The organism is Bacillus sp. USDA818B3_A, assembly GCF_009928415.1.
Taxonomy (GTDB): Bacteria; Bacillota; Bacilli; order Bacillales; family Cytobacillaceae; genus Neobacillus.
The window spans coordinates 36,232-53,200 of record NZ_JAABNN010000018.1 but is presented as its reverse complement, the minus strand read 5'-3'; the positions used below and the strand labels follow the sequence as shown (position 1 = coordinate 53,200).

General features: G+C 37.8%; 14 protein-coding genes and 1 pseudogene. 14 read left to right on the top strand and 1 reads right to left on the bottom strand.

Going from position 1 to position 16,969, the window contains the following annotated elements; translation table 11 throughout:
- Positions 1-52: 52 nt before the first annotated feature.
- The 10 genes and pseudogenes from kduD to GXK58_RS21035 all read left to right on the top strand — a co-directional run bounded on the left by kduD (position 53) and on the right by GXK58_RS21035 (position 8,983).
- A complete protein-coding gene (gene kduD / locus GXK58_RS21075) occupies positions 53-835 on the top strand; it encodes a 2-dehydro-3-deoxy-D-gluconate 5-dehydrogenase KduD (RefSeq protein WP_160725145.1) in 783 nt (260 codons plus the stop codon).
- A gap of 78 nt (positions 836-913) precedes the next feature.
- The gene (locus GXK58_RS21070) at positions 914-1,756 is read left to right on the top strand and encodes a sugar phosphate isomerase/epimerase family protein (RefSeq protein WP_160725204.1); all 843 of its coding nucleotides are present in this window, start codon (positions 914-916) and stop codon (positions 1,754-1,756) included.
- Between the two features lie 264 nt (positions 1,757-2,020).
- Complete coding sequence (bglB, locus tag GXK58_RS21065; protein ID WP_160725203.1) at positions 2,021-3,064, top strand: beta-galactosidase BglB; 1,044 nt, start codon at positions 2,021-2,023, stop codon at positions 3,062-3,064.
- A 65-nt stretch (positions 3,065-3,129) separates the two neighbouring features.
- Entirely contained in the window at positions 3,130-4,671 is a 1,542-nt protein-coding gene (locus GXK58_RS21060) for an MFS transporter (RefSeq protein WP_160725144.1), read from the top strand.
- A gap of 492 nt (positions 4,672-5,163) precedes the next feature.
- On the top strand, positions 5,164-5,355 hold the full coding sequence (locus tag GXK58_RS21055) for a hypothetical protein (protein WP_160725143.1): 192 nt from the start codon (positions 5,164-5,166) through the stop codon (positions 5,353-5,355).
- 385 nt (positions 5,356-5,740) lie between these two features.
- On the top strand, positions 5,741-5,881 hold the full coding sequence (locus GXK58_RS27110; protein WP_202171421.1) for a MerR family DNA-binding transcriptional regulator: 141 nt from the start codon (positions 5,741-5,743) through the stop codon (positions 5,879-5,881).
- Between the two features lie 14 nt (positions 5,882-5,895).
- Positions 5,896-6,347, top strand: a pseudogene (locus GXK58_RS27770) (IS607 family transposase).
- Positions 6,280-7,680 (top strand): RNA-guided endonuclease InsQ/TnpB family protein, encoded by a 1,401-nt coding sequence (locus tag GXK58_RS21045; protein ID WP_202171419.1) that lies wholly within the window; start codon positions 6,280-6,282, stop codon positions 7,678-7,680. Before GXK58_RS27770 ends, GXK58_RS21045 begins: the two are co-directional and overlap by 68 nt.
- Before the next feature lie 186 nt (positions 7,681-7,866).
- Complete coding sequence (locus tag GXK58_RS21040; protein WP_337248206.1) at positions 7,867-8,190, top strand: CD3324 family protein; 324 nt, start codon at positions 7,867-7,869, stop codon at positions 8,188-8,190.
- Between the two features lie 142 nt (positions 8,191-8,332).
- The gene (locus tag GXK58_RS21035; RefSeq protein WP_160725201.1) at positions 8,333-8,983 is read left to right on the top strand and encodes a FusB/FusC family EF-G-binding protein; all 651 of its coding nucleotides are present in this window, start codon (positions 8,333-8,335) and stop codon (positions 8,981-8,983) included.
- Positions 8,984-9,152: 169 nt separating this feature from the next.
- Here GXK58_RS21035 and GXK58_RS21030 read toward each other — a convergent pair whose 3' ends face one another.
- Entirely contained in the window at positions 9,153-9,620 is a 468-nt protein-coding gene (locus GXK58_RS21030) for a phage tail protein (protein WP_160725141.1), read from the bottom strand.
- A gap of 339 nt (positions 9,621-9,959) precedes the next feature.
- On the opposite strand from GXK58_RS21030, the gene GXK58_RS21025 reads away from it, so the two are divergent.
- From GXK58_RS21025 to GXK58_RS21010, 4 genes are read left to right on the top strand one after another with little or no spacing between them, the layout of a single operon-like run.
- Positions 9,960-11,432 carry an ATP-binding protein gene (locus GXK58_RS21025; protein ID WP_160725140.1) on the top strand — a complete coding sequence of 491 codons (1,473 nt, stop codon included), beginning with the start codon at positions 9,960-9,962 and terminating at the stop codon, positions 11,430-11,432.
- Positions 11,425-14,061, top strand: coding sequence for a Z1 domain-containing protein (locus tag GXK58_RS21020; protein ID WP_160725139.1), 2,637 nt, complete (start codon positions 11,425-11,427; stop codon positions 14,059-14,061). Before GXK58_RS21025 ends, GXK58_RS21020 begins: the two co-directional genes overlap by 8 nt.
- Before the next feature lie 21 nt (positions 14,062-14,082).
- Positions 14,083-15,111 (top strand): PD-(D/E)XK motif protein, encoded by a 1,029-nt coding sequence (locus GXK58_RS21015; RefSeq protein WP_160725138.1) that lies wholly within the window; start codon positions 14,083-14,085, stop codon positions 15,109-15,111.
- A complete protein-coding gene (locus tag GXK58_RS21010; RefSeq protein WP_160725137.1) occupies positions 15,108-16,925 on the top strand; it encodes an AIPR family protein in 1,818 nt (605 codons plus the stop codon). The genes GXK58_RS21015 and GXK58_RS21010 overlap by 4 nt, the downstream gene beginning before the upstream one ends.
- Positions 16,926-16,969 lie beyond the last annotated feature (44 nt).

Here is a 16,969-nt window from a genome sequence, read left to right as displayed (position 1 = left end):
CGAAGTCAGCAAGATTATTTATTAATAGAACTGATGTATAGGAGGTTATCAAATGACAGCTCAATTAAGTGATTTCTCATTAGATGTATTTTCATTAGCAGGAAAGGTTGCCATCGTTACAGGGGGAAATACCGGATTAGGACAAGCTTATGCCGCAGCCTTTGCTAAAGCAGGGGCAGACCTTTTTATCGTAACGCATAATAACGATTGGGATGAGACTAGGGAATTAATTGAAAAAGAAGGACGCCGTGTAGAATTTTTTCAAGCAGATTTAACCAATCGTGAAGTGCTAAAAGATGTTGTGGCTGCCTGCCAAAATGCATACGGAAAAATTGATATTTTGGTGAACAATGCCGGAACCATCCGTCGTGCGCCACTTCTTGAGTATAAGCCAGAGGATTGGGATGCTGTTATGGATATTAACCTAAACTCTGTCTACTTCTTGAGCCAAGAGGTAGCAAAGGTCATGGTCGAACAAAAGAGTGGAAAGATTATTAATATTGCTTCCATGCTTTCTTTCCAAGGCGGCAAATTCGTACCGCCTTACACAGCGAGCAAACATGCTGTTGCCGGAGTAACAAAAGCATTTGCCAATGAATTAGCGCAATACGGAGTACAAATCAATGCGATTGCTCCAGGATATGTGGAAACAGCGAATACAGCACCAATCCGGGCGGATGAAGGGCGCAAAGAAGAAATTACAGCACGTATTCCTGCAGGCCGTTGGGCAACACCAGCCGATTTAATGGGCATCGTTGTTTTCTTAGCCAGCAGCGCATCTGACTATATGAATGGCCATATCCTAGCTGTTGACGGCGGATGGCTTGCACGGTAATTATAATTTAATAGCCGGATCACATAAAAAATGTGATTCGGCTTTTTTAACATGAAACTAGGAGGATTTGTCATGAGTATAAATATAAATTTAGGAATTCGCTTCCATGATATTGAACAGCTTCCATTGAGTGAGGCCGTGAATGTTGTATCCGAAAAAGGATTTACATCCGTTCAATTCGCCACAAGCCAATCGTTAAAAAATGTAAATGTGAAATTAGGCAATTTAAGCCCGGGGTTAGCGCACCATATTGGAAGTACTTTCCTTAAGAAGGAGCTGCAAATTGCAGTCCTAGGCTGTTATATAAATATGATTCATCCTGACCTGGACCAAAGGAGAAGAGAATTGGACCGGTTCAAGGAGCATATCCTGTTTGCCCGGGATTTTGGCTGCAGTATTGTTGGGACGGAAACAGGGAATGTCAACGCAGAGATTATCTATACGGAAGAGAACTTCGGAGAAGAACCGTTTCTTCAAGTGGTTGAAAGTGTGAAGGAGCTTGTCGAAGAGGCTGAAAAATTTGGTGTCATTGTAGGGATTGAAGGTGGAATCAATCATCCAATCAATACACCCAAACGAATGAAAAGGCTTCTCGATAGTATCCATTCAAACAACCTCCAAGTTATCTTTGATCCGGTAAATTATTTATCTATCGATAATTATAAAAAACAAGAAAGTGTAATACAGGAATCAATGGAGCTCTTTGGCGACAGAATCGTCATTATGCATGCAAAGGATTTTATTATTGAAGATAATTGGATAAAGTTTGTGCCTGTCGGGAAAGGGCTATTAAACTACGATGCTTTATTTAAATTAATAAAAGAAAAGAAACCATATTTAAATATCTTATTTGAAGACACAAGGGAACCGTATATTGACGAGAGCATCACTTATATAACAAGGAAATTCCAAGAGGCATAAACTATTATCCATAACTAAACCAGCCATAGTGCTGGTTTTTGTTTTGATTTAATGCCTTCTTCACCGACTGTTCAAAAACTTCAATGTTTTTTGAACCTAGACCTCTGTTTTTTGAATTGTCCCAAGAAACCGTATTCATTAAAATAAACCTATAAGATTTGATAGCGCTGACAAATATAAAAACAAAGATTATTCGGAGGGATACCTGTGATAAAGGATCATGTTATCGAGAAAAAAGAAATCACTCATTTTATTAATTTATTAATGAATAACCTCACAGAAATCAAAGATCAATCTGGTGAATTTCTACTCAATTTTGATGGGTTAATCGTTGACGATAAGAGCTGGCATGTTTGGAACTGGCCTCAAGGTGTCGGGCTATATGGAATCTATAAATATTGGAAATTGACCAATGACCAAAAAGCAATGGATATAATCACTCAATGGTTCGATGCAAGATTTGAAGAAGGCGTGCCGCCTAAAAATGTCAATACGATGGCACCAATGTTAACGTTGGCTTTTCTTTACGAGGAAACCAAAAACCAGACTTACCTTCCTTATTTAGAGGATTGGGCTGAATGGGTTATGTATGACATGCCTCGCACAAAAGAAGATGGCCTGCAGCATATGACCTATGGGCCAGAAAACAAAAACCAGCTATGGGATGACACCTTAATGATGACCGTGCTGCCGTTAGCGAAAATTGGGAAACTATTAAATAAGCCAGAATACTTGGAAGAAGCCAAAAAGCAGTTTCTCATCCACATAAAATATTTAACTGACAAAAAGACTGGCTTGTGGTTCCATGGCTGGACATTCGAAGAGAATCACAATTATGCCGAAGCACTTTGGGCAAGAGGAAATTGCTGGATTACCATTGCGATTCCTGAAATTATCGAGATATTAGATCTGAAAAAAGGAGATTTTCTTCGGGAATTTCTTATTGATGCATTAAACAGGCAAATCGAAGCGCTTGCCAAATACCAAGATGAAAGCGGATTATGGCATACCTTAATTAACGACCCGTCCTCTTATTTAGAAGCATCAGCTACAGCTGGATTCGCTTATGGAATTTTAAAATCAGTTCATAAGAGATATGTCAGCCAGGACTATAAAGAAACAGCCCACAAGGCCATCCGCGGGCTTATCGAAGAAATAGATGAAACTGGAGCCCTGCAAAAGGTATCCGTAGGAACAGGAATGGGAGATACACATGATTTCTATAAGGAAATTAGAATCACAACCATGCCGTATGGGCAATCGCTTGCTGTCCTTTGCTTGTCCGAATTTCTTCATTCTTATATCTAAAAAAATTTAAGTTAGATAGTTTCGAATAGCAGATGCTGACGATTATTAAATTGGAGGAAAATAAAATGGGCAGACAACCAAAGTTTATTAATTATTTGTCATACGGTCTAGGCGACTTTGTAGGAGCGGGTGCTTTTGCTCTTACAGCCGCATGGTTACTCTATTTCTTGACCACCTTTTGCGGCCTAACGGCTGTAGAAGCAGGATCCATTTTTGCCATCGCACGTGTTGTTGATGCCATTGCTGCACCAACAATGGGCTATATCACAGATAATTTCCATAAGACAAAATTAGGACGCCGGTTTGGCAGGAGAAAATTCTTTATCTTAGCTGCCATTCCTCTTGTATTAGTTTATACGGCGATTTGGGTTAATGGATTTGGTTATTGGTATTATTTATTAACCTATATCCTATTTGAATTAGTTTACTCAATGATTTTAATCCCTTATGATACATTAGCTGCTGAAATGAGTAACGATTATAAAATCCGCTCGAAATTTACAGGGGCAAGGATGTTTGTAGCCCAAACATCAGCAGTCTTTGCAGCATTTATTCCTGGCCGGCTTGTCGAAGCGTTGGGTAAGGATAATCCCCTATCATTCTTGTATTCAGGTATGATTTTTACAGCAATATTTATGATTGTGCTAGCGTTAATCTATAAAAATACTTGGGAACGGCCACTTGAAGAAATACCTGTTGAAGAAGTAATCAATAAGAGAACCTTTTTACAAAACGTTCATAAAATTTATGCTGATTTGTTTTCAACACTTAGAGTTAAAACCTTCCGCCATCATCTTGGTATGTATTTAGGCGGCTATTTAAGCCAGGATGTTTTCAATGCAGTCTTTACTTACTTTGTCGTCTTTGCTCTAATGAAAAGTGCGGTATTTGCTTCAAACATGTTAGCCTTTATGTATGTCATGCAGATTATTGGTGTTTGGATTGCTATGACCATAACAATCAAATTGAATCCTGCACCAGCCTTCCGAACAGCTATTTCGTTCTTTATTGCTGGAATTGTTGGATTCATCTTACTCCAATATACAGGTTCAACGGGCAGCACATTATTGTTATTCGTGATGATCGGTATTTGTGGTTTAGGAAGAGGCGGATTGAACTACATCCCTTGGAACAACTATGCATTCATTCCAGATGTTGATGAAGCTTTGACAAGCCAAAGACGTGAAGGTGTCTTTGCTGGGGTTATGAGTTTAATCCGAAAAGGAACACAAGCTCTTGCCGTATTTTTAGTTGGTGTAGCATTACAGGAAGCCGGCTTTGTTTCCGGAAGTACAGAGCAGCCGGAATCAGCACTTACAGCCATTATTTCCATTCTCTTGTTTGGAACACTGATCTTCTTAATCGGCGGCTTAATTGTTTCCTACCGTTATAAGTTAACGAAGGAAAACCACGTTGTATTAATAAATGAAATCCAACGTTTGAAAAACGGCGGCTCAAAAATGAATGCCTCAAAAGAAGCACGCCAGGTCTTTGAACAATTAACTGGATGGGAATATGAAAAATCTTGGGGTAATAACAATGTGGGGTATACAAATCTTATAAAAAGTAAAGCGAAGAAGGAAAATAAAAGTTATAAAGCAGTTTAGGATCTTCTGCTAGAGAAAAGGATAAAAATGACTATTATGATATAGGTAGCATTTAGAGAAGTAAACGGCATCTATATAAAATTGTGATATTAAACTCAATTTTGAAATGATCAAATAGACCTTCCTTTCGTGGAGGTCTATTTTCTTTTAATGTGATTTTTTTAATACGGTGAACCCTACCATAAGTAAATGTTACTGTTCATTGTTATTTTCGTGTAGGTATGAGAAATTATAGGCGGAGAATTTCCGGCTAATGTATAGAGAGGAAGCATAAGAAGCAGATATAAGCGGAGATATTCCGTTTAACTACTCTAAAAAAGATAAAATCCAAAGATTTGGTTCATATAAACGGAAAATCCTTTATTGTTAAGGAAATACGGTTATTTCCCAATTTAAACGGAATTTTGCCGTTTATTTTTTCAAACAAAATGAAATCAGCTTTCAGTCTTTGTATAATGAAAGTATCAAATTTAGCTAAAATGGGAGAACCGTATGAATCTAGATGAGATAATTATCAATATAGATTTTGAGGATAGAGCGGGATTAGGATATGAGATATTCGAAGTTTGTGAGAAAAATGGGATTGATAAGATCAGCATGGAGGTCACTCCCGATCAGGGAATGGCTATCAAAATACCGGGCCATTTTCACCTACAGCAACGCCCCCCTCACTTATACCATTAAGTATCGTCCGTATATCCCTTTACCTTGCTCCAGTTTGGTTAGGTATTCTAATTTTGGCCTATAAAATCAAGAACCGTGGCAAAGGAAAGAACAAAAGCGAATATCTTAAGGAAGCTAAGTAGTCATCCTTGGAACCAACGGGTTCTTACGTTCGCAAGCATATCGCTGGTTTTTATAGGACAAGTATAACAATAGCGACTGTCACTACCTGCATTTTGTCGAACCCTACAAGAAAAGGCAAAAGCGATTCAAACAAACAGAATTTCCATTATAATAAAATTATATAAAGGGGCAATTTAACAGTTTAATTAAGTTTATTCAAAACTATTTAAATGCAACTACTAAAACTATCTATTATGGTATAATATGTAATAGGAGGGTTTATATGTATACTATAAAAGAAGCTTCTGAAATACTGGGTGTCGCACAATCTACCTTACGGAGATGGGAAAAGGAAGAAAGAATCAAATCTTATAAAACAAAAGGCGGACATAGAAGAACCGAATCGAGGATTTATACCAAGTAAAACCTGATTTATCAATGGATCAAAAAATGACTATTGGCTATTGTCGTGTTTCAGCTTCCGATCAAAAGGAAGATTTGAAACGACAAGTGGGAAATGTGAGCCAGTATTGTATCGCAAAGGGATATTCCTTTCGAATCATTGAAGATCTAGGCAGCGGTCTTAACTATAAGAAAAAAGGGTATGTGAACTCATTCAGTTAATTCAAACCAATCAAGTTGAACGTATAGTCATCAACTACAAAGATCGCCTCCTTCGTTTTGGATATGAGTTATTAGAACAAATATGTCATTTCCATAATGTAAAGATTGAAATTATTAATTATACGGAAGACAAAACCTATGAACAAGAGTTAGTGGAGGATATTTTATCAATTATAACAGCATTCAGCAGTCGGCTTTATGGAAGTCGATGTCATCGACCAAAGAATATTGAAAAGGAAATCAAAGGGCTGCTTACAGAGAAATGATACAAGAATCCTATTTTCAAAGAAGGTGAACCGAATGATTTACAATCGCAAAATCACTCTTCATCTGACAGAGGAACAAAAATGGGCGTTCGATGGTCAAAGCAAAAAATGCAATTGGTTATACAATCATCTCCTTGATCTATGTCAAAAAGACTACCAGTCTGGTAATCAAAAACAATTGATAAAGGGCAGGAATCTGCGAGATCAAGTTCCCATTATCAAAGAGGATCATCCCTTCTTAAAGACTGTTCATTCATCCCCCTTAAAAAATACAGCTCTTCGATTAAAAGACGCCTATAATGGTTTTTTTAACCACCATCGAGGTTTTCCGAAATTTCGTTCCTGGAAAAAGAAGTGGTTTTCTCTTTATTATGACGAACCGAATAAAGGGTTTAAACTGATTGATTCCATTACCCTTCGAGTGTCGTTCGGTAAAAATGAAGATAATAGACAGATCAAGCACGAAGTTAAAATGAAGGAGCCATTTCAGTTAAACAATGAAAAAGTGAAAACATTACGGATTACCAAAGACCATCAACAGTATTACGCAGTTTTCACATTGGAACGACTATTTGTAGCTCCTAAGAAACAACAAAAGACATGGATTGCCTTTGATCCTAATCATAAAAACTTAATGATGGGTATTGACCAAGATGGGCGAACCTTTGAATTTAGGAATCTGTCTCAATTAAGGTTTTGGGATCTAGTCATTGATCATCTAAAATCGAAACGGGATCGTTGTGAAAAGAAATCACGATACATGAAAACAGACCATTCAGCGTATTGGAAGCCTAGCCGAAAATGGGACCGCTATAATAAGGCACTGGAAAGGGCATATCACAAAAGGCGAGAACAGATTAAGCAAGTGTTATATGCCATCGCCCATTGGACTGCGAAGCGGTATGATGAAGTGATCATTGGCGATTATGTGCCGACTCCAGATTTGTCTATCTATCAAACGATGCACCGTTCCATGTTGAATCAGACACCGGTGGGAAAGTTAAGGCACACCTTAGAGGTACAACAGAAATCAGGGAAGTACTATCAAGAAGTAGAGGAAATAAATACAACAAAGGCTTGTTGTATTTGCGGCCATTTAGAAAAGAAAAAACCAGATATCCGAATTTTTACATGCAAGCAATGTGGAAACACGATAAACCGCGATATCAACAGTTCTGTTAATATAGCGAAAAAAGGAAATAAATCGTTGCCTGGCTCGGGCTATATGGATTTGAAAGAACCCATGTATACTGTGTTGTGGCGGTTTCGACAATCAAAGCTAATTCAACAATCTACCACACAGATGAATGAAAACAAGGTCGTGAAGATCTAACCCTGAATATAGTTAAAACTGCAACTTTGAGCAGATTTAAGTAAAAAAGGGAGAGCGGGTGCTTACAGATGGAGAATCACAATCGATTGTCTGGTACTTCTTCAACTCATGCAAAGCCTATTATTGGAAAGGCGATACTTTGCATGGGGCGAAACCTATAATTTTGTCGCTGAATAAGCTTTTCTAATATTTTGGCTTTGCACCTTATTTTTTTCAAAATTAAATAAGGAGCTGGCAAAGTTGAAGTATATTAATGCAAATGAAATTTTACCTGAAAACCTGATCGTGGAAATCCAAAAGTATATCCAGGGAGAAACCTTATATATTCCTAAGCCGGAAAAAGAGCGTCGGAAATGGGGAACTTCAAGTGGAGGAAGACAGCTGCTTGACCGCCGTAATGCCGCCATTAGAAATTCCTTTATCAGTGGGAGCAGTATCCATCAACTGGCTGAAGAATATTACCTTTCAACTGAAACGATTAAGAAGATAGTCTATTCACATAAAAAGTAGGGGAAAAGCACTGGTGAAATCCATCATCAGTGCTTTTTTATGTAAAAAACGTTTCTAACTCATTTTATCCATTTTAGAAGCTTGCCGTCTTTATTAAAATAAGTGTAAAGAGCAGGCAGCAACATGATTGGAGATAGAGATGATGACTGAAAAATTCATAAAAAATGAACAGCTTAATTTTATAAAAAAACAAATAGCTTTAATTAAGGACAGCCAAAAAAAGAATGTGCCCCCACATGTTTTAACAGCAGTGATTGACTTAGCCCAGGCCAAAATCTTGGACCTCTTTCCAAATGCAGCATTGGAACAACAAGAAATGCTGGATCTTTCCATACTTAAAACAGATAAGGAATATGATCAATATATCCGGCGTCTTTCGGACTTTTTGCTGCCTTTTCCCCAAATCACTGAGCAGCAACTCAAAAAGATGTTTCCTAAACAAAAAAAACTAAAGCTGCCTGATTTAGCAAATATAGATTGCAGCCAGTTAACCTATTTAAGCTGGAACGACCTAAGATCGAATAAAAAATTTATCGTTTATGAGCTTGAAGGAAAACTGGTCGGTATTGAATGTGAATTTACACCGACTAGTAAAAAAAATCTTTGTTCCTTCTGTAATTGTTTTGGAGAGGTTTCCTATTTCTCCACCGTAACAAAAGCGAAAAAGCCCAAAAATCCGGATTATTACAAAGCCATCGGCAATCTTATTTGCGCCGACAGCAGCGAATGTAATAAAAAAATAACCAATGTCGAATATTTAACAACTTTTCTAGAAGACTCGCTAGGGGTATGAAAGCTCAAATAGTGAACTGTATCCATAAATAGAGGCAGTTTTTAATGAAAAAAAGAATGTGTTACCAATAATTCATGGTACACATTCTCTTCTTTCATATGGGACATATAAATATTCGTTAGCGAGGTAAATCGTCATTCTGCTCAAATAGGTAGAAGTACCGTATTACCTAATACTCTCCTTTAATAACAAAAAACGAGCCCCGGATAGTTCCAGCTAGTTTGGACTTTTGCCTAGCAAACTTAAACTTCCCTTCTAGCTCCTTTGGTACCTCCATCCCCTCAGAAAGCTTAAAGCCAACAGCTCGCTTCGGCTTAGGGCCATCAACCGTATACAGGACGTTGACCTCAAGTCCATCCTCATAAAAGACGTAGGTCCAATTGATATTTTCCACTCGAAAACGCGACGTTTCTAAAGGTTTGGCAGCAAACTCAATATCACGTTCTTCTTTCAAAATTTGTTTCACATAATCTAGGGTCTCCTGGCTTTCACTAGCTGGTACGACCGTAAATTCATGTTTGTACTTGTTCATAAAGTATCGGGCTTCATTAGCACGTAAACCAGCAAGCGCTTCGGCTACAGGTGAAGACTCTAAACCAACCGTGGATACATTCTTAAAATCAACGGTATAAGCCATTTTCACCCCTCCTTAAATTAATTCTCTCATCTATCAAATATTATACCAAAAATAATATAGGATAAAATATTGTTACATCTCAATTTACATCTCCACATAAGATTTCATGTACAAGTATGCACAATAGGGTGAATAGGCATTCGTTTAATAGAATCTAGAAACTTTAGTAAAATCCATATTGGTGGCTAAGAAACAACGGAAAGTGATTCTCAAATAATTATTTACTCCTTTAACCCATATCAATCTAAAAAAGTTTGGTAATAGATATCCATTTCTTCCTCATATTTCGTAATTTGTTATAATTAATATAGGACGATTGTAAGGAATGGAGTATTAATAATGGATGTAATAAAAACAGAACCATCAGCGGCACCAGTAATATATGCACTAAGATCTATCGGCTACAACCCAAGCACTGCCGTAGCAGACCTAGTTGATAACAGTCTGGATGCAAAGGCATCTGTGATCAATATAAACTTTGACTACAATGAATCAGACGGCATGATAACCATTACCGACAACGGAACCGGCATGAACGATGAGATGCTGCAAACAGCCATGAACATTGGGTCAAAGGATCCCCGTGCTAAAAGAGGGGCTAATGAGTTAGGAAGATTCGGAATGGGATTAAAAACAGCGTCCTTCTCGCTGGGTAAAAGGTTGAGCGTTCTAACAAAATTTGAAGGAGTTTATCATGGACGATGCTGGGATTTAGATCATGTTTCGGAATGTAACGAATGGCAGCTATTTACTTCTATTCCCGAAGAGGTTAAGCAGAAAATGGGAACAATTGAGGGGAATAGCGGCACGATTGTCTGCATTGACAAATTGGATCGTTTTATGGGATTCGGAGGAAAGCGTACACTAAAGGAAACAAGCTTTTTTAATAAGGTTTCACGGATAAATAAGCATTTAGAATTTGTTTTTCATTCCATTTTAGAAAAAAGCAATGTTCAAATGTTTATTAATGGAAAAGAAATAATCCCATGGGACCCTTTTATGAGGTACCATGAGCATACAATTGAGGGCGAAATGCAGGTTCTGAGAATTAACGAAAACAGAATAAAAGTTCAATATTTTATTCTGCCCCATGCTTCCCATTTAGCTGAACCTGAGTATAAAAAGGCAGGCGGTTATAAGGGCTGGAGAGATCATCAAGGATTTTACATCTACCGGGAGAACCGCCTATTGTATTTTGGTGATTGGATGGGACTATTCCCTAAGGATGCCTCTGCACAGCTTGCAAGGGTACGAATTGATTTGCCGAATGCAGCTGATTCTGATTGGCAGGTAGATATAAAAAAGTCAGGGATTAACCTTCCTGAAGAGGCGAAAAGACGACTTGAGGCTATCTCAGCAATTGCTCGGAAGGTATCAAAGGAGATATTCTATTTCCGTACGCAAAGCACAAGGCCAGGACAAACATTTAAAGGCAGTTTGAACACGTGGGAACAGTCTGGAAGAGAGGATGGACCGCAATTTATCTTAAATCGAAATCATCCAATACTTGCTGAGCTATTTAAAAAAGTGGATGATGAAACGGCAAAGCTCCTTAATTTATATCTTAAGTTTGTCCAATTAGGTTCACCGAGCAACATTATAGATTCACCAAAAGTACCTGAAGAGATTATTCAAGAGGTATCTGACGCTCAAAAAGAGCTTGTCATCCAGTTTGCCTCGACTTTATTAAAAATAAATGTTGCCGGTGATGAGGAACAGCTTTTGAATATGTTGATTACACAGCCTGCATTTGACGGCATTAATAGAGCAACCCTTAAGAATATTGTAATGGAGGCGGGTTTACTTGATTGAACTTGATAAGAAAATCCTTTTCGAGCAAACATTTTCTACTAATTACTACTCGTTTAAATCATTTTTTAGTTCTCAAGAAGCAGCTGACAAAGCTTTTAATATGGCAAAGATGACTGTTCAAAGTATCAGTGACATCGACGAAGAAACATTGGCAATTTGGTCTTTACAAATGTACAAAAAATATAAAATAGGTGTGGATATTCCTAAGCCCCCTATTATGGTAGAAAATAAAGGTAAAAGTTGGTTTACCCCTCAAATGATATCTAACGGCTTTTATTGGACAAGATACCGCCAATTTTTAACCCAAATTAAGGGATGGCCAATGGAATCAGTTGAAACTATTGATTATACAACAAATGAAATCATGAAATCCCTTGGCAATCCTAAGTCTATGGAGCCATTTGACAAGCGCGGATTAGTCCTGGGGTTTGTTCAGTCCGGTAAAACCGCCAACTTTACAGGATTAATTAATAAAGCATACGATGTCGGGTATAAATTAGTGATTGTACTATCTGGCATTCACAATGACTTAAGAGCCCAGACACAGATCAGATTAAATCAAGAGGTTATTGGAAACATGTTGGATAAGGAAGGCAAGCCGCTAGGGGTTGCCCGTGTTTATCCAAATACTCCAGATCATATTATCTCTTCTTGGACTACAGTAGAAAATGATATTAGTTCGCAGCATGGGGGTACCAGTAATTTAAATTCCCCTACTTTAATGGTGGTAAAGAAAAATAAAACTGTTTTAGAATCTTTACGCGATCAGCTGATATACCATCGTGATTTATATAATTTGGATATCCCTGTTTTAATCGTGGATGATGAAGCTGACCAAGCCTCAGTTGACACTTCAGACCCAGTCAAGAATGAGGATCCTAAAACAATCAACAGTCTTATAAGACAAATACTAGAGGTTTTCAAGCGAAAAGCTTATGCGGGTTATACTGCAACCCCGTTCGCCAATCTCCTAATAAATACTGAAGCTAGAACAGCTGAAGAGGGACTGGACCTTTATCCGAAAGACTTCTTGGTGGGGCTCCCAAAACCAAAGGATTATTGTGGTCCAGAGGAGTTTTTTAACGTCTATGAAGACCCGGAAGATAAGAGGCCAAGTTTAATCCGCCATCTAAGACAAGAAGATATTGATATATTTACTACAATTAAGAAAAAAACAGATGCGGATAAATTTGAAGAGGTTCCTCCTCAAATGCGTGAGGCCATATTAGCATTTTTGCTTACCATAGCCATTAGGAATCTTAGGGGCCAGAGAAAAAACCATAATTCTATGCTCATACACACTTCACGATTTAAAGATGTACAGTCCAATGTAAAGGATGAAGTAACAAGGACTTTTGAGGCAATCTCGCATCAAATTCAATATAATCCAAAGAGTAACGTTCTTGAAGAAATAAAAGCTCTTTACGAACAAGATTTCATGCCTACGACTAATAATTGGCCGGAAGATATTAAAATATACAGCTGGGAAGAGGTTTATGAGGAACTTAAAGTAGCAGCTGGCATTATACAGGTTTTTGAAATTAACGGGAACAGCAAGGATGCCTTGGATTACCATCAATATAAAGAGGATGGCCTGAATGTCATTGCGGTCGGCGGTGATAAATTATCCCGCGGGCTGACACTTGAAGGGTTGAGTATCACTTATTACTTCAGAAATACTCTCATGTATGACACTCTTATGCAGATGGGCCGCTGGTTTGGATATAGAAAAGGCTATATGGATTTATGCAGAATTTATACTTCAGAAGAAATAGCTTCGAACTTTGAGCATTTGGCTATTGCTATGGTCGAGCTGAGAGAGGAATTCGACCGGCTTGCACAAATGGGCAAAACGCCTATGGAGTACGCAGTTAAAATGTTAAGTCATCCAACCATGACATTAACAAGCCCGCTAAAAATGAAGAATGCAATTTCATCAACTATTATTTATGAAGGGACCTTGCAGCAGACTAGGATATTCGGACACAGCGAGCAGTTTTATAAAACTAATATGGAAGCTACAGAAAAGCTGGTTAACAATCTTGATTTTGTAAAAACCAACATCGGCAAAGGAAAAACCGGTTATTATGTAGCTTCGAATGTTAAGGCTGACATTGTTAAAGAGTATCTAGGCAATTATGTGACTAGAGGGAATAAGGCCGATTCAGGTTTGATGAAAAATTATATTCAATTTGCCAATGATAAAGGGGAATTAACAAATTGGACTGTTGCTGTTGTTGAAGGGGATCCGAAAGGTGCGGGTCCATACCCAGTAAATTTGGGAGGCTTATTATTAGAATCCGCAGTCGGACGGGGAATTGAGATGGACCCCCCAGGTCATAAGGAACAGGATGTCGATATAAAGGCCATCGTAGCTCCCAACCAGGAGTTTATTGATATTGACCCAGACAAAATTAAGTATAAAAAGGATAAGAAAGATAAACGTAAATTGCGGCCAAAAGAAAATGGCATGCTGCTAATCTATCCATTGAATCCAAATGTCCCTGTTTTTAAGAACTTGAATGTCCTATTTTCAGAAAGACTTGTACCAATCGGTATAGCCATTTCTTTCCCTTATTCCGATTTAGACGAAACTGATGTTTACCAAGTAAATAAGACTGTCGAATAACTTATTAAAAGGAGAATGGCTATGGTAGACGTTAAAACGGAATTTAATCAGATGATTGGGGAACTTAGCGACCAATCAAATGATGAATATTATAAATTAAATGTACTAACCGATGAAGCTCCATTTGTTTTTGCAGGGATTGATGCAGGTACTCTAAACAGAATGCTGTATATTGATTTAGGACAATCCCCCTGGGAGGATGAACAACTAAATGCCCTTCCAAAATGGCGCGGTTTATCGATAAAAATGGAGTATTTTGAGAAGATCTTTTCTTTGAAAAATCGGCATGTACTAATCATACGGCAGGAAGATGAACAGAACACTGAGATTTTTGATTCGGTTCTTCAAAACTTAGTGGATTATTTAATGAACAATAAAGAGGATTCTCTTTTTTCCAATATATATACTGTCTTGGATAGATGGAGAACATTTTTTCAAAGAGGCGGCTTTAGAAAGCTTTCAGATGAGCAGCAAAGAGGTTTATTCGGGGAACTATGGTTTATTAATGAATGGCTGGATAAGTTCCCCGGGCAGCCACCTCTTATCATTGAGCAGTGGTATGGGCCGACAAAAGGAAGAATCGATTTTAAAAGTAATAAATTCGGATTGGAAATAAAGACTGTCTCAGAGAAATTATCAAAATCAATTAAAATCTCGAATGAGGACCAATTAAAACTGAGTGAAGCCTTCCCTGTAATCTATCTGTATGTATGTTTCTTAGAGCAAAGCAAAACTCACGGAATGTCTCTTCAGGATTTAGCAGTCCAAGTCAAAAAGAAAATTGCGGAGCGTTCAGAAAGAATTGCCCTTATCTATAACGACTTCTTAATGGATTTGGGATTTAGGGAAGAGGAATATGCCGAACCCCTTTACTTTGTCGAAGATATTGAGGTTTACGAGGCGGAGGAAGGGTTTCCAAGGCTGCTTAAAAAGGATCTTCCAAGAGGAATTTCTCATGTAACATATAATATAGACTTAACTCATTGTTCGGAATTTGAAAGGGATAAGGAGACAATATTTCAATACTTTAGAGTGGATGGGGAAAAATGATTGAATTAAGACAGAGAAAAGAATTTCTTATAGATTTTATGGAGGAATTGGAAGAAAAGGCAATAAAGGCAGGAAGTTATCAAATTCCATTTCTTGATAAGATGCTGACCTTTATGGACCGCCCGGATGAACCCGAAATTTTGTTTCCTCCGTATTTAGATACATCGAAAAATATTGCAGTTAATGCTTATGCATATGATGATGAGAACAATACGTTAGATTTATATGTTGTTGATTATAATTTTGAGCAAAACGAGGATGATTTGCTCAAAATCAGTATGACGACAATATCGGAAATTGCAAACAAGACAAAAAGGTTTATTACAAATGCACAATCCCTGATGGAGACCATTGATCAATCATTGCAGTCTTATGATCTAGCTAAGTTAATATCGGATAATTTTGATACTATTAATGAAATAAATATCTTTGTGGTCACAAATTTATACTATACCTCAAATAAACCTGTTGAAATTTCCATTCCGGGGATTGAGACTGTAAATGTCCAAGTCTGGGATATTGACCGGGTTCAGCAGCTGATCACCGCAGAGCAGGGCATCGAAACAGATTATATTGATTTTGAGCGGGATTATGGGGAACCATTAACAATGGTACTTGTACCAGACCCAGTCAGCGGTGTGAAAAACTTTGATTGTTATGTTGGCTACATTTCAGCTGAGCTTTTGGCAAAAGCTTATGACGAATGGGGCCAGAAACTAGTGGAAAGAAACGTAAGATCCTTCCTTCAAGCAAGAGGAGGAACCAATAAAGGAATTCGCGATACTTTAAAGGACCCTTTTCAGCGAAAAATGTTCGTTGCTTATAATAACGGTATTTCAACCGTAGCTCGTTCTGCCGAAATTGAGAAAATTGATACTGGAGAAAATTTATTTAAAATCAAAGGATTAAGAGGCTGGCAGATTGTAAATGGAGGGCAAACAACTGCCTCAATTCATCAGGCTTACAAAGATGGCATTAATCTGAAGGATGTCTTTGTCCAAGCAAAGTTAACGATTCTACTAGTGAATGAGTTTACTACGCAGGACCGGCATTTGCTAGAAGATGAAATGGTCTCACGGATTTCTCAGTATGCGAATACTCAAAATAAAATTAATAAATCTGACCTTCTTGCGAATACAAGGTTTATGTCCGACTTGGAGAAGTTTTCCCGAAATATTTGGATTCCTGTATTTGATGGACGTAAGCCTGAGAGCAAATGGTATTTTGAGCGGGCAAGAGGCCAGTACATGGTAGATATTAATCGCAGGAAACGTGGAAAGGAACAAACAGAATTTAAAAAGCAGTATCCTAAAGATAAAGTGCTGACCAAGGTAGATATAGCCAAGTACTTTATGTCATGGGAAGGCTATCCTCATACTTCAAGTAAGGGCGGGGAGGAAGCATTTAATAAGTTTATGGATTTAAACAAGAGTTTCTGGAAAACTGAAGGAAGCTCCCAATCCAAAATGACATTATCTGTTTACCAAAAGTTAATAGGCAGAGGCATTATTAATAAACGTGTTCAAGAAATTGTGGAAGAGATGAAGCTGCGGGGTTATAAGGCTAATGTCCTTTATTATACTGTCGCAATGCTTAACCATTTGTACTGTGACAAGATAGACCTGGTAGAGGTTTGGAATGCACAGTCTCTATCCGATAAATGGGATGATGTAATCCGGATAATGGCGGACAAGGCTCTAGCTTTCCTCAAAGATTCAGCCGGGGATCGGAACGTTACTCAGTGGGCAAAACAAGAGGCTTGCTGGGTACAGTTTAAGGAAAGTTGTTCGAAGGAATTGAGTAATCTTATCTAAAAACCTTTCACCCTTTGTCTTGTTCATTAAGACGAAGGGTGTTT